General features: G+C 66.7%; 10 protein-coding genes. 2 read left to right on the top strand and 8 right to left on the bottom strand.

Going from position 1 to position 13,432, the window contains the following annotated elements; genetic code table 11:
• Positions 1–78: 78 nt before the first annotated feature.
• From tsaE to ubiE, 6 genes are all read right to left on the bottom strand, one after another.
• Entirely contained in the window at positions 79–1,596 is a 1,518-nt protein-coding gene (tsaE, locus tag ACVWYQ_RS22570) for a tRNA (adenosine(37)-N6)-threonylcarbamoyltransferase complex ATPase subunit type 1 TsaE (protein ID WP_404544839.1), read from the bottom strand.
• Positions 1,593–4,097, bottom strand: coding sequence for a sensor histidine kinase (locus tag ACVWYQ_RS22565; protein ID WP_275500498.1), 2,505 nt, complete (start codon positions 4,095–4,097; stop codon positions 1,593–1,595). The genes tsaE and ACVWYQ_RS22565 overlap by 4 nt, the downstream gene beginning before the upstream one ends.
• 319 nt (positions 4,098–4,416) lie before the next feature.
• Positions 4,417–4,875 (bottom strand): dUTP diphosphatase, encoded by a 459-nt coding sequence (gene dut, locus ACVWYQ_RS22560; protein ID WP_404544837.1) that lies wholly within the window; start codon positions 4,873–4,875, stop codon positions 4,417–4,419.
• On the bottom strand, positions 4,872–6,314 hold the full coding sequence (coaBC, locus tag ACVWYQ_RS22555; RefSeq protein WP_404544834.1) for a bifunctional phosphopantothenoylcysteine decarboxylase/phosphopantothenate--cysteine ligase CoaBC: 1,443 nt from the start codon (positions 6,312–6,314) through the stop codon (positions 4,872–4,874). Before coaBC ends, dut begins: the two co-directional genes overlap by 4 nt.
• A 56-nt stretch (positions 6,315–6,370) precedes the next feature.
• Positions 6,371–7,945: a 2-polyprenylphenol 6-hydroxylase gene (ubiB, locus tag ACVWYQ_RS22550; protein ID WP_275500504.1), complete on the bottom strand. Its 1,575-nt coding sequence runs from the start codon at positions 7,943–7,945 to the stop codon at positions 6,371–6,373.
• A complete protein-coding gene (gene ubiE / locus ACVWYQ_RS22545) occupies positions 7,942–8,703 on the bottom strand; it encodes a bifunctional demethylmenaquinone methyltransferase/2-methoxy-6-polyprenyl-1,4-benzoquinol methylase UbiE (protein WP_404544832.1) in 762 nt (253 codons plus the stop codon). The genes ubiB and ubiE overlap by 4 nt, the downstream gene beginning before the upstream one ends.
• 81 nt (positions 8,704–8,784) lie before the next feature.
• On the opposite strand from ubiE, the gene mutM reads away from it, so the two are divergent.
• A complete protein-coding gene (gene mutM / locus ACVWYQ_RS22540; RefSeq protein WP_456726397.1) occupies positions 8,785–9,666 on the top strand; it encodes a bifunctional DNA-formamidopyrimidine glycosylase/DNA-(apurinic or apyrimidinic site) lyase in 882 nt (293 codons plus the stop codon).
• Positions 9,667–9,900: 234 nt separating this feature from the next.
• Here mutM and ACVWYQ_RS22535 read toward each other — a convergent pair whose 3' ends face one another.
• Together ACVWYQ_RS22535 and ACVWYQ_RS22530 are read right to left on the bottom strand one after the other, a co-directional pair.
• Positions 9,901–10,644, bottom strand: coding sequence for a nucleotide-binding protein (locus tag ACVWYQ_RS22535; protein ID WP_404544828.1), 744 nt, complete (start codon positions 10,642–10,644; stop codon positions 9,901–9,903).
• A gap of 365 nt (positions 10,645–11,009) precedes the next feature.
• A complete protein-coding gene (locus ACVWYQ_RS22530) occupies positions 11,010–12,362 on the bottom strand; it encodes a serine protease (RefSeq protein ID WP_456726396.1) in 1,353 nt (450 codons plus the stop codon).
• A 263-nt stretch (positions 12,363–12,625) separates the two neighbouring features.
• Between ACVWYQ_RS22530 and ACVWYQ_RS22525 the strand changes: the two genes are divergently transcribed.
• Positions 12,626–13,429, top strand: a complete 804-nt coding sequence (locus tag ACVWYQ_RS22525) for a HesA/MoeB/ThiF family protein (protein WP_275500511.1) — start codon at positions 12,626–12,628, stop codon at positions 13,427–13,429.
• Positions 13,430–13,432 lie beyond the last annotated feature (3 nt).

The raw sequence follows: 13,432 nt of genomic DNA, 5'->3' as shown, positions 1-13,432 counted from the left end.
TCCAGCCCCGCAATCTTCCGGCTCCCTCGGCGCCAGAATAGCGACATCTTGGCTAACGGCCGGTAAATCGGTCCTGTATCAGCCCGGCGGCGGGACGTTGGCGAGATACCAGTCGCGCAGATGGGCGAGCGTGGGATGCGCCAGCGAGCGCTGGAGATAGGTCCAGATCCGCGGCTGGTGGCGCAGATAATGCGGCTTGCCGTCGCGGCGGTTGAGCCGGGCGAAGGTGCCGAGCAGGCGCGTGTTCCGCTGCGCCGACATGATCGCGTAGCTCTCGGCGAAGCCGGCGGCGTCGAAGCTCGAATCCTGCGCCCGCCGCGCCTTGATGTAGCGCGACAGCAGCGTCAGCTCGAGAGTTTCAGGGACGTCGAGACGAGCATCCTGCAGCAGCGATACCACGTCATAAGAGTGCGGCCCGAGCACGGTGTCCTGGAAGTCGATCACGCCGACGCGTTTGATGGCGTCGCGGTCAGCGAGCCAGATCAAGTTCGGCGAGTGATAATCGCGGATGACCCACGTCCTCGGCCCGGCCAACGGCTTTTTCAGCAACTCGCGCCACATCGCGAAGAACTCTGCGCGCTTCGCATCGCTCAGCGGCGCGTTGCGATCGGGCAGATACCATTCCGGCATCAACCCGATCTCGATCAGTAGCGCCTCGGTGTCGAAGGCAGGAATGGTGTAGGTCTGATCCGGCAGCTGCAGCGTCTCCGGCAACGTCCTTCTGTGCAGCACGGCCAGCACGTCTGTCGCAGCTTCGTAACGTTCGCCGATCGGGCGCGGCGGGTCACCTTCGATCACGCCTTCACTGCCGAAATCCTCTGAGATCAGGAAGCCGTGGTCGAGATCGTAATGGTGGATCGCGGGCGCCGAGATCCCCACCACGCGCAAGCCTTCGTCCATGGCAACGAAAGGCCTGATGTTCTCGGCCAGATGCACCGCGGCGCTGTAGGATTTTCCGTTGTAGAGCGCCGCGCCGTCGGGCCGCTGCGGGAAGTTCATGAGGATGACGATCTCCTCATCGCGCACGAGCCGCGCGTAGGAGCGTGTCGAGGCGTCGCCCGGCATGCGTTTGCGCGTCGCATCGATGTAACCGGATGCGTCGAGGAATTCGCGCAGCGCCTTCAGCCGCGCAACTGTAGCTGCGCTCTTGCCATGGCCTGTGATGTCGGCGGCACGCGCGTTCGAGCCCAGCGCCGGCCGGTGCGTCAGCGCGATGTCGATGCGGTCCTCGGGCATCGCCGACGGAGCGCGCTCCGGCCATTCGATCAGCACCAGCGTGGCATCGGGCAGCGGCGACAGCCCGATCTCCTCGAGCTCGCTCTCGTCCTCGACGCGGTAGAGATCGGCATGCAGCACCGGGAAGGGTGGCAGCTCGTAGCCCTGCACCAGCGTGAAGGTCGGGCTCGGCACTTCCAGCGCATCGTCACCGGCGAGATAGCGGATCAGGCTGCGCGCCGCCGCGGTCTTGCCGGCGCCGAGATCGCCGGTGAGGGTGATGACGTCCCCGGGGCCGACCAGCAGCGCGAGGTCGGCCATCAATTGCGCCGTGGCCGTCTCGTTGTGAAGCGCGACGGAGAATGTGGTTGTTTCCGTCATTCGGCGGCGTCGCGATGCGCCGCCTGGTCGGTCGGGAAATCGCAAATCACGACCGTGCCGCGGCCGACGATCGAATCCACCCGCACCTTGCCGCCATGCAGCTCGACGAAGGAGCGCACCAGCGACAGGCCGAGCCCGGCGCCGCGGTGACGCGAGCCCTGCGAGCGGCTTTCGAACCAGTTGAACACCTTGTCCTTCATGTCGGCAGGTATTCCAGGGCCGGAATCTGTCACGGTGAAGACCACGCTGCGTTCGGTGCGCCGCGCGCTGATGCCGACGGTAGAATCCTGTGGAGAAAATCCGACGGCGTTGGCGAGGAGGTTATAGAGCACCTGCACCACGCGCTTCTCGTCGCCGACGAAGCTGCCGACGTCGGGCGCGATCTCGACCTTGAGGCGGATGCGGTCGGTGGCGAGCCGGTCCTGGATGCCCTCGGCGGCAAGCTCGATGGCCTTGCTGACGTCGACCTGCCCGAGTTCCAGCTTCATGGCGCCGGCGTCGATGGTGGCGAGATCCAGGATGTTGTTGGTGAGCGCGAGCAGCGCGTTGGTCGATTTGGTGACGTAGTCAAGATATTCGGCCTGCTTCGGCGTCAGCGGTCCGGTCGAGGGATCGCTGAGGAAGTGCGCGAAACCGATGATGGTGGTGAGCGGCGAGCGCAGCTCGTAGGAGACGTGGTGGACGAAATCCACCTTCATCTGGTCGGCCGCCTCCAGCGCCTCGTTGCGCTCGCGCAGTGCGCGCTCGACATTCTCGGTGTCGGTGATGTCCTGGAACGTCAGCATGGTGGCGCCGTCCGGCAGCGGCCGGATCATGCCGTCGAGCACGCTGCCGTCCTTGCGCTCCAGCTTCAGCGGCAGGTCGGCGCGGTTCTCGATCGAAGTGATGGCCTCGCGGATCTGGCGCCAGACTTGCGGATCGTCGAACAGCTGATGGCACCAGCCTTCCACCGTCTGGATATGCGGCTCGTCGCGCATGGCATCGCTCGACAGCTTCCACATCCGCACGAAGGCCGGATTGAACAGCTGCGCCTTGCCGTTGCTGCCGAACACCGCGACGCCCTCGGCGAGGCTGTCCAGCGTCTCGCGCTGCACGCGGATCAGGCCGTCGAAGCGGCGGGCGAGGTCGAGGCTTTCGGTGACGTCGTCGAACAGATAGGTGACGCCGCCCTCGGGATTCGGCGTGGTCACGACCGAGAGCGCGCGGCCGTCAGGCAGGAACCAGGTGTCCTTGGCGGTCTCGACCGCGCGATAGGCCTCGTGCAGCTTGGCCTTCCAGGCGCGGAAATCCGACTGCTCCGGTAATTTGCGCGCGGCGCGGAGCTGGTCGAGCACGCTGGAATCATCCGGATGGGCGTCGAGGAAGTTGCGATCGAGATCCCACAGCCGGCGATAGGAATCGTTGTAGAAGGCAAGGCGCCGCTGGCCGTCGAACACGGCAACGCCGGAGGAGAGCTGGTCGAGCGTGCGGCGGTGCGCCTCCGCCATGCGCACCAGCGCCGAGCTCAGCGCATCCGCCTCGCTGGCATCGATGGCGACGCCGACGCTGCCGCTGCCGACATTGACGGCGCGCACGTCGTAGATGCGCCGTTCGCCGCCGACCACGATCGGCAGCCGCGAGGTGAAATTGGCGGCGTCCTTGAGCCCCCGCTCCATCGCATTGCGGTCGTCGCTGTCGAGCAGCTCGAGCTTGCGCTCCTGGGCATCGATGGCGCTGGTCGCCTCGGTAGCGCGCACATAGGCCGGGTTGGCGTAGGTCAGCGTGCCGTTTTCGCCCTTCGCCCAGATCGGCCACGGTGCGGCCGCGGCAAAGCCGCGAAGCATCTCGGTCTCGTCGGAGAGCGCCTTGTAGCGCAGATTGGTCTCGGCCAGATCGCGGCGGAGGCCCGAGAGCTCGCGAATGCGGACGATGGCTTGGCCGCCGATGGCGCGCCCGATCGCTTCCAGCATATGGCCGTGCGCGGTGGTCAGCGTCAGCTGGAACCCGTCGCCGCGCTCGCGCAGCGCATCGACCGCATGGTCCATCAGCAGCGCCGGTTCCGGCGGCAGCCAGGTTCCGAACGCCAGCACACGCTGCGGCGAGGAATCGCGCGGCAGCACCAACGCGATATCGCCGGAGATCTGCGCGCGGTTGTCGCCCGCCGGCCATGAGATCAGGATCTGCGGCTCGGCGAACAACAGCGCGCCGAAGCGGTCGGCCTGGAGCTGAAGTTCCCCGATCCGCGCGCGCAGCCGCGCCTCGTTCTTCGCCGTGCGCACCCGCGTGCGCATCAACAGGATCGCGGCCATCACCGAGAAGCCGAGCAGGGCCAGCGCGGTGGCGAGCACCGCGAGTTCCTGCCGGTTGAGATCCATCACAAGGGCGAGGGTGTCGACGAGGTCGGCGGCCTTGGCCGGCGCAGCCGGCAGCAGCGCTGCGAGAGCGCCTCCCACCAAGCCGTTGCGCGCCAGCGATGTGCACGACAACAGCGTCCGACGCATCGACACGATCACGCCTGACATAGTTGCCCCAAGACGCGGAAATTCAAGACCGCACGAATCTGCGCGCGGCGACCCCCGTCGCGCGCGAATCAAAAGACAATACCCTCACCGCGACTCCGCCGGTAAGAGTCCAGATCGTGAACGCAAAGGCGGCCCCAAAAAAATGCGGGCCGCGCGGTTCCAAGGCGCGTGATTCTGCGGATGATTCGGCTGGGATTGCCGTGCGTTAGCCCGTCGGGCGGATCGCCTGCCACGATGGCGGTCTCCAGAGGAGAGAACCCTCACCCGCCGCGCTCTGCGAGCGCGACGGCCTCTCCCGCAAGCGGGAGAGGCAAGAAAGCTACCGCCCCGTCGAGCCAAAACCGCCGGCGCCGCGACCGGTCGCCGACAAGGTGACGACGGGAACCAGCGCGGCCTGCAGCACCGGCGCGATCACCATCTGGGCGATGCGCTCGCCGCGCTTGATCACGAAAGGCGCGGTGCCGTGATTGATCAGGATCACCTTGATCTCGCCGCGGTAGTCCGCATCGATCGTGCCCGGCGAATTCAGCACGGTGACGCCGTGCTTGGCCGCCAGCCCCGAACGCGGCCGCACCTGCGCCTCGTGTCCGGGCGGCAAGGCGATGACAAGGCCCGTCGGCACCAGCGCGTATTGGCCTGGTGCGAGCGTCATGGGCTCGTTGTCCGGCACCGCCGCCATCAGATCGAGGCCGGCGGCCTCGCTGGTCTGATAGGCCGGCAGCGGCAGGCCCTCAGCGTGGGCGAGGCGTTGCAGCTCGACGGTAACCTTCGTGCTCAAGATGTGGACTCCAGGGATTTGCCGGTCACGCTCTTCGCGATATGCGCGACCAGTTCGATGGCGACCTGTTCCTTGGTCATCGCCGGCCAGGAATCAACTGCAATCTCGCCGTCCGGCGCACCGGTCTTGCGGCTGAGCAGGTGGACCGTGTTGCGGTCGCCGCCCATCACGCCGGTGGCGGGCGAGACGTCGTTGGCGACGATCCAGTCGCAGCCCTTGCGCGCGAATTTTGCTTTGGCGTTGTCGATGAGGTGCTCGGTCTCGGCGGCAAAGCCGATCACGAGCCTCGGGCGCTTGTCGGCGAGCTTGGAGATGGTGGCGAGAATGTCGGGGTTCTCGACCAATTGCAGCGGCGGCATGCCGGCCGCGGTTTTCTTCAGCTTCTGCTCGCCTTCATTGGCGACGCGCCAGTCGGCGACTGCGGCGGCGAAGATCGCGACGTCGGTGGGAAGCGCGGCCTTGACCTGCTCCAGCATCTGCCGCGCCGATTCGACATGCTTCACCGTCACGCCCGGGGGATCGTCGAGGTCGACCGGACCGCTCACCAGAGTAACCTCGGCGCCCGCGGCCTGCGCAGCGGCGGCAATGGCAAAGCCCTGCTTGCCGGAGGAACGGTTGGCGATATAGCGCACCGGGTCGATCGCCTCATGGGTGGGACCGGCGGTGATCAGCATGCGCGTGCCCGCGAGCGGCTTCGGCGTCGGCGGCCGCAGCAGGCGCTCGGCGGCATTGGCGATCTCGATGGCTTCCGACATGCGGCCCGTTCCGGCTTCGCCGGCCTCGGCCATCTCGCCCGCATTCGGGCCGATCAGCACCACGCCGTCGCGCTGGAGCTGGGCGACGTTGCGGCGCGTCGCCGCGTTGCTCCACATCAGCGGATTCATCGCCGGCGCCAGCAGCACCTTGCGGTTGGTCGCGAGCAGGATGGCGCTGGCGAGATCGTCGGCATGACCGTTCGCCATCTTCGCCATCAGGTCGGCGGTGGCCGGCGCCACCACGATCAGGTCGCAGTCGCGCGCGAGGCGTATATGGCCGGCATCGAACTCGCTCTGCGGGTCGAACAGGTCGGTATAGACGCGCTCATGCGACAGGGCGCTCGCGGCCAGCGGCGTCACGAATTGCTGCGCCGCCTTGGTCAGCACGCAGCGGACCTCGATGCGGCGCTCCTTCAGCCTGCGGATCAGGTCGAGCGACTTATAGGCCGCAATCCCGCCGCCGATGATCAGGGTGACGCTGGCCTCGGGAACGGCGCCGCTGCGCTGCGGCGTCGGGGCGGCGGAGGGCACCGCAAACGGCGTCAGCGGCTCCTCGCGGCCCTCGATCAGCTCCCGCAGGATGACCCGGACTTCCTCTTCGACCGACCTGTGGTTCTTGGCCGAGCGCAGCCGCAGATAGGTTTTGACGGCGTCGTCGAGCTTGCGGATGGTCAGGCTTGCCATGACGCCCTCTGGAACGGAATGATAGCAATGCTATCACCAGCGTGATTGCAGTGCAATCACAGATTCCGGACGGCGATCAGAATCCCGATGAAGGTCGCGGCGATGATCCAGAGCGCCACGGTGCGCCAGCGGTTCTTGCGGCCCTCGCTGCGTCCCATGGCGGCGATGCTCTCCGGCGACAGCCTGATGCCCTCCCGCGTCATGGTCTCGAGCTGCTCAAGCACCTTCACGGACCGCTCGGCGATCTCAGGCAGGCGCATCAAGACCCGCGCGATGTCCCCGGTCCCCGCGAGCGCGCCCTCGATGCGGCCGATGGGTCCGAGGTTGCGCTCGATCCATTCGCGCACCACGGGGTCGGCGATCCGCCAGATGTCGAGCTTGGGATCGAAGCCGCGCGCCACGCCCTCGACCACCACCATGGTCTTCTGCAGCAGGATCAGCTCGGGCCGCGTCGTCATGTCGAACAGGCCGGTGACCTCGAGCAGCAGCGTGAGCAGCCGCGCCATCGAGATCTCTTCAGCCGTGCGGTTGTGGATCGGCTCGCCGATGGCGCGGATGGCTTGCGCGAAATTCTCGACCGAATGATGCGCGGGCACATAGCCGGCCTCGAAATGCACCTCGGCCACGCGGCGATAATCGCGGGTGATGAAGCCGAGCAGGATCTCGGCGAGGAAGCGCCGCTCCTTCATGCCGAGCCGGCCCATGATGCCGAAATCGACCGCCACGAGGCGGCCGGCGTCATCCAGGAACAGATTGCCCGGATGCATGTCGGCATGGAAGAAGCCGTCGCGCAGCGCGTGGCGCAGGAAGCTCTGGATCACCTTGCGGCCGAGATCGGGCAGGTCGACCCGCGCCTCGGCGAGGCGCTTGTGATCGTTCAGCGCGATGCCGTCGATCCACTCCATCGTCAGCACGTTGTGCGTGGTGCGGTCCCAGTCGACGGCGGGCACGCGGAAATCGGGATCGTCGCGCGTGTTCTCCGCCATCTCCGACAGCGCGGCAGCCTCTAACCGCAGGTCCATCTCCATCGCGACCGAGCGCGACATGGTGTTGATGACCTCGATCAGGCGCAGGCGCCGCGCCTCGGCCGAATAGGCCTCAGCCTTGTGCGCGACGTAGAAGAAATCGGAGAGATCGCGGCGGAAGCGCGCGGCGACGTTGGGTCTCAGCACCTTGATCGCGACGGACTTGCGGATGCCGTCGCGCACCACCTCGCCGCGATGCACCTGCGCGATCGAGGCCGCCGCAACCGGCGGGCCGAAGCTCACGAAGATGTCCCTCAGCGGCCGCTCCAGCGAGGTCGCGATCGTGGCCTCGGCTTCCTGCTGCGGAAACGGCGGCAGGCGGTCCTGCAGGCTTTCGAGATCGCGCGCCATGATGACGCCGACCACGTCGGGGCGCGTGGCCAGGAACTGGCCGAGCTTGAGATAGGCCGGGCCCATCCGCGTCAGCGCGCGCGAGATCCGCGGTCCCTGCTTGGCGCCACGGCGCTCAATGATGCGCGCCAGCTTCAGCGCGAGCTGTCCCGGCGGCGGCACCAGGCTCGGATCGACCGCGCCGAACACGCCTTCGTGCGCAAACACGAACGCGGCGCGGATCAGGCGCGCAATGTGGGTGACGGCAGAGATCACAAACGCCAGCCCGAGTGCAGTGCGACGATGCCGCCGGAGAGTGTCTGCCAGCTGACGCGGGCAAAGCCGGCCTCGCGGATCATGTCGGCGAAGGCGGCCGGCTTTGGAAATTTGCGAATGGACTCGACGAGATATTGGTAGGATTCGGAGTCGCCCGTGACCATGCGCCCAAGCGGCGGGATCACCTTGAACGAGAACAGATCATAGAGCTTGTCGAGGCCGGGCATCTCGACGGTGGAGAATTCCAAACACAGGAAGCGGCTGCCGGGTCTCAGCACGCGATAGGCCTCGCGCAGCGCAAGGTCGATCCGGGGCACGTTGCGGATGCCGAAAGCGATCGTATAGGCATCGAAGCTGCGATCGGCGAAGCCGAGCGATTCGGCATTGCCTTCGACGAAATCGACCTGGGTGTCCAGATGACGCTTGGCGGCGCGTTCGCGCCCCACGGCCAGCATGTCCGCATTGATGTCGCACACCGTGGCGTGGAAGCCGGGGCCGGCTGCCTTGGCGGCGCGGAACGAGATGTCGCCGGTGCCGCCGGCGACGTCAAGCAGCGCGAACGGCCGGTCGCCCCTCGGCGGATCCAGCGCGGTGATCATGATGTCCTTCCAGACCCGGTGCAGGCCGCCGGACATCAAATCGTTCATCAGGTCATAGCGCGACGCCACGCTGCGAAACACATCGTTCACCAGCGTCTGCTTGTCCCCGAGGGGAACGTCCCTGAAGCCAAAATGCGTGGTTTCGCCCGGCCGATCCATTACTCTACTCCACTCGACGGACCATAGCCCGCCCGCCGCAATGGCGCTATCACACCGCCCTCATAAGGTGAATGCCCGACCATGCCTGAATTGCCCGAAGTCGAGACCGTCCGCCGCGGCCTTCAGCCCGTGATGGAGGGTGCGAAAATCCTCGACGCGGAGGCCCGCCGGCCAGATTTGCGCTTTCCGTTCCAGCCCGACTTCGTGGCCCGGCTCAAGGGGCAGGTCGTCACGGGGCTGGGGCGCCGTGCAAAATATCTCATGGCCGATCTCGCCTCCGGCGACGTGCTCTTGATGCATCTGGGCATGTCGGGCTCGTTCCGCGTCATCAAGCCGGACAACGAGGCTCAGCCCGGCGAGTTTCACTATCCGAAGGCCAAAGACTCCGCGCACGACCACGTGCTGTTTCGGATGTCCTCGGGCGCCGACATCGTCTTCAACGATCCGCGCCGCTTCGGATACATGAAAGTGATTGCGCGTGGCGCGCTCGAAGACGATCCGCTGCTGCGCGGGCTCGGCCCCGAGCCGCTCGGCAATGAATTCGACGCGGCGATGCTGGCGCGCTCCTGCCAAGGCAAGACCACGAGCCTGAAGGCCGCGCTGCTCGACCAGCGCGTGGTGGCCGGGCTCGGCAACATCTATGTCTGCGAGGCGCTGCACCGCTCGCATCTGTCGCCGCGGCGCATTGCAGCGACCCTATCCACCAGGAAGGGCGAGCCGACGGATCATGCCAAGCGCTTGGTCGGCGCGATCCACACCGTGCTGAACGACGCCATCCAGGCCGGCGGCTCCAGCTTGCGCGATCACCGCCAGACCTCGGGCGAGCTCGGCTATTTCCAGCATTCGTTCAGGGTCTATGACCGCGAAGGCGAAAAATGCACGACGCCGCGCTGCGGCGGCACGATCAAGCGGTTCGTGCAGAACGGTCGTTCGACCTTCTGGTGCCCGAAATGTCAGAAGTGACCATCGGGATTGCCGCAGCGTCGTAGCCCGGATGGAGCGCAGCGTAATCCGGGGCCGGCCTCTCCGCGGAGAGACCTTCCTGGATTGCGCTTCGCTTCATCCAGGCTACGGGAGCCCTCGCTACAACGCGCGAGGCGAAGCAATCCGGCCGGGCTGGTGGCCGGACTGCTTCGTCGCTTGGGCTCTTTCACCGGATGGCGAAGAGCCCGACTGTCGTCCGAGCGATCGCCCCGCTCAGGACGCCAGTGTCGTGGTCTCGTCCGACGCCTTGCCTGCAGCGATCTGCAGCATGCCGTGCGTAGCCGAGATGACCTGGTCGATCAGGACATTGGTGGTGGCTTCGAGCTCGAGCCGGGTCTCGATCCAGCGCCAGAGGCCGCGGATCTCGTCCGCCGATTTGCCGTTCGGCGCGAATTCGCTCACGGCAAGGCCGCTCGCAAGCGCGTCCTGGTGATCGTTGCGCATCACGATCAGCGGACGCGCGAGCACCTCGGCAAGATCGAGCGCGGCTTCCTCGGCGAGCGCGGTCGCGGCGTTGTCGATGCGCTGGCCGCGGATCGGCGTCTGGTTGAGCACGAAGCTGTAAGGCCGCTTCCAGGCACGGGCGACGCTGAGCGTCGAGACGGTCGCCTCGATGTCGGCGACGCTGGGACGGGCCGGGATCAGGCAGAGGTCGGAATGGCGGATCGCGGCGGTGGTGGCGGCGCTGAGGCCGGCGGCAGTGTCGACGATCGCGAGCTGGAGGCCGCTCCCGGCGAGCATCTTGAGACGCGGCTCGATATCGGCGGCGTGATAGATCGGCTCGACGAAGAGATCGTCGGTAGAGCGGCGGCGCTGCCAGTTGGAGAGGGTGCCCTGCGGGTCGGTCTCGATCAGGCGGACGGTGAAGCCGGCCTGCTTGGCGGCCAGAGCGAGGCCGATGGCAAGCGTGCTCTTGCCGCTGCCGCCCTTTTGGGTGGCCAGTACGATCGTGTGCATTGAAGGTCAATCCTTTGGAGTGCTGGGTCAGGGATACGCCACGCGAACGTGCATCGCTTCTGGATGCTGAGCGCTTCTCGCTCAGGACGTGCCGGCCCGATCCAAAGGGGATCGCGGAGGTCCGAATCAACGGTAACGATGATGGCGGAATCGCGAATGCCAGCGAATCCGTACCATTACCGGCTCCGTAATCGTACGTGAGGCGGTCCGTGCCCCGGACAAAGCGCAACGCGATAGCGGTGGGCTGCAGAGCCGGGGCCCAGAAGCCACAAGCGCGACTGTTGAAATATGGGTCCCGGCTCAGCGGAGCGGCATTTCATGCCGCACCGCGTCCGGGACACGAGGATTGAGATGCCGGCAGCGCCTTATTTCCGCACGCAGATCACGCGCACGACGGCGGCTTTGGCGTCTGTCGACGTGCCATTCGGGCTGACGCCCTTCGCCTTGAGAAACCCGCGCACCGCCTCGGCAGAGACCATCATCGCCTGTGATGCCGACGTCGCGGGTCCCGCGACCACCGCCGGCTTCAGCAGCGCGATGCCGGCGAACTTGCCGTCGCCGTCGACGGCCGGGCTGCCGGAGAAGCCGACCGGCGGCGGCGGCGAGAGCGCGGAATTGCTGCTCGTCGCCGGCGTCAGCGCGGCCTTGAGGTTCGACACGGCGGCCGCGCCGCCCTGGCTTTGCGGATCGGCGATGCCGACGACATCGACATTGGTCTTCGCGGCCCCTCCGGCGAGGCTGAGCGGCCTCAGGTCGCGCGCGCCGTAGATGCGCAGCAGCGCGAGATCGTGCTCCTTGTCCTCGGCGAGACGGTCGGCGCTGCCATGGCCGGCGATCGTGATCGCAAGGCAGCCATCCGTGACGAGGCGGTCGGTGACGATCGCGCCGTCCTCGCTGACGACGACGCCGGTGCCGTATTCGACGGTCTTGCGCGGCGGCGGCCCGGCCAGCGGTCCCGACGGAAACGCGTTGAACGCGCTCGACATCGCGATCACGACCGGCTCGACAGTATTCTCTGTCGCCTGGTCGTAGATGATCGTCATGGTGCGGACCTCGTCGCCCTTGAAGGTGCCGCGGACGTAGAACTTCTTCTCGCCCTGCAAGCCCGACAGCACGAAGAAATCCGGCTTCACCACGGTGTAATCGACCTTGCGGCCGGACGGCTCCTTCTCGAGATCGGCGAGCTTGGCCGAGGTCGGGTTCGTCTCCTTGCGGCGGCTGAGAACCACCTGCACCGTCCCTGTCGGCGAGGTCCATTTCGAGCCGTTGGCGTCGCTTGCCTGCTGCGGCACCAGCTTGCCGGGAATGCCGAGCCGGGCGCCGCTGGTCGGCTCCGTCACGATCTTCCAGCCGACGCTCTCCTGCTTCTTGCGTGCCGCCTCAGTGAGCGCGGTGCGCTCCTGCGGATTGAGCACGCCGGTCGGCTTGCCGCCCTTGGCCTTCTGGTACTCCTTGATGGCGTTGACCATGCGCTCGCTGACGTCGCCGGTGATGGCGCCGTTATATTGTCCGACCCAGGCGAGGTCGGACTGCAGGGCCAGCCGCTCGGCTTTGGCCATGGCATCGGCCGTCGCGGACGGCGTCTGCATCGCAGGGGGCTTGACCGGAACGGTCTGGACCGTCTTCGGGGTGGCGCCTGGCACTTGGGGCGTCGTCATCTGGGCGTGCGCGCTCGTGGCAGCCGCCAACATCAGTGTTGCCGCAAGCATCGATCTCATGACAAATCCAGCCAGCCCGTTGAACGCCAAAACATTGAAAAGCATGCGATTGAAGCACATCTCGTTGGTCGCGAACAATGTTGCGGTGGTTCAGGCCTAAGGTCGGGCCGTGTACACAGGTCCTCATCCTGAGGAGCGGCCGAAGGCCGCGTCTCGAAGGATGGCCCCGGGTGAGATCCGGGCCTGCATGGTTCGAGATGCGCGTTCCGCGCTCCTCACCATGAGGTGTGAAAGCGATGGCTTGGTAGGAGAGGCGTAAGACGATGCTGAGCCCGGACGAACTCGAACGCTATGCCCGCCACATCGTGTTGCGCGACGTCGGCGGCCCCGGCCAGGCGGCGCTGAAGCGGGCCTCGGTGCTGGTGATCGGCGCCGGCGGGCTCGGCGCGCCCGCGCTGATGTATCTGGCCGCCGCCGGCGTTGGCACGCTCGGCGTGGTCGACGACGACGTGGTGTCGCTGTCCAATCTGCAGCGCCAGGTGATCCATACGACGCCCGATATCGGCCGGCACAAGGTCGAGAGTGCCGCCGAGCGGATCGCGGCGCTCAACCCACATGTCCGCTTCATCGGTCACGCCACCTGGCTCAACGCGGATAACGCGCTCAGCCTGATCGGCGATTACGACCTTGTGCTCGACGGCTCCGACAACTTCTCGACGCGCTATCTCGTTTCCGACGCCTGCTTCTTCGCCAAGCGGCCGCTGATATCAGCGGCGCTCGGCACCTTCGACGGCTCGCTGACCACCATCCGCGCGCATGAGACGAACGAGCAGGGCGAATTCAATCCGACCTACCGCTGCCTGTTTCCGGAAGCGCCGCCGCCCGGCACCGTGCCGGCCTGTGCGGAGGCCGGCGTCATGGGCGCACTCGCGGGCGTGCTCGGCTCGATGATGGCGCTGGAGGCGATCCGCGAGATCGTCGGCTTCGGCGACGGCCTCGTCGGCCGCCTCCTGATGATCGATGCGCGCGCGATGCGCTTCGAGACGCTGCGCTATGGCCGCGATCCCGCCAATCCGCTCAACGGCGACGGGCCCGTGTTCGAGGATCTCAGCGTCCATCGCAGCTGATTG

The sequence above is a fragment of the Bradyrhizobium sp. USDA 3397 genome (assembly GCF_054060965.1).
Note: the sequence above shows the minus strand (reverse complement) of the source record. Positions and strands in the feature narration are given on the sequence as shown.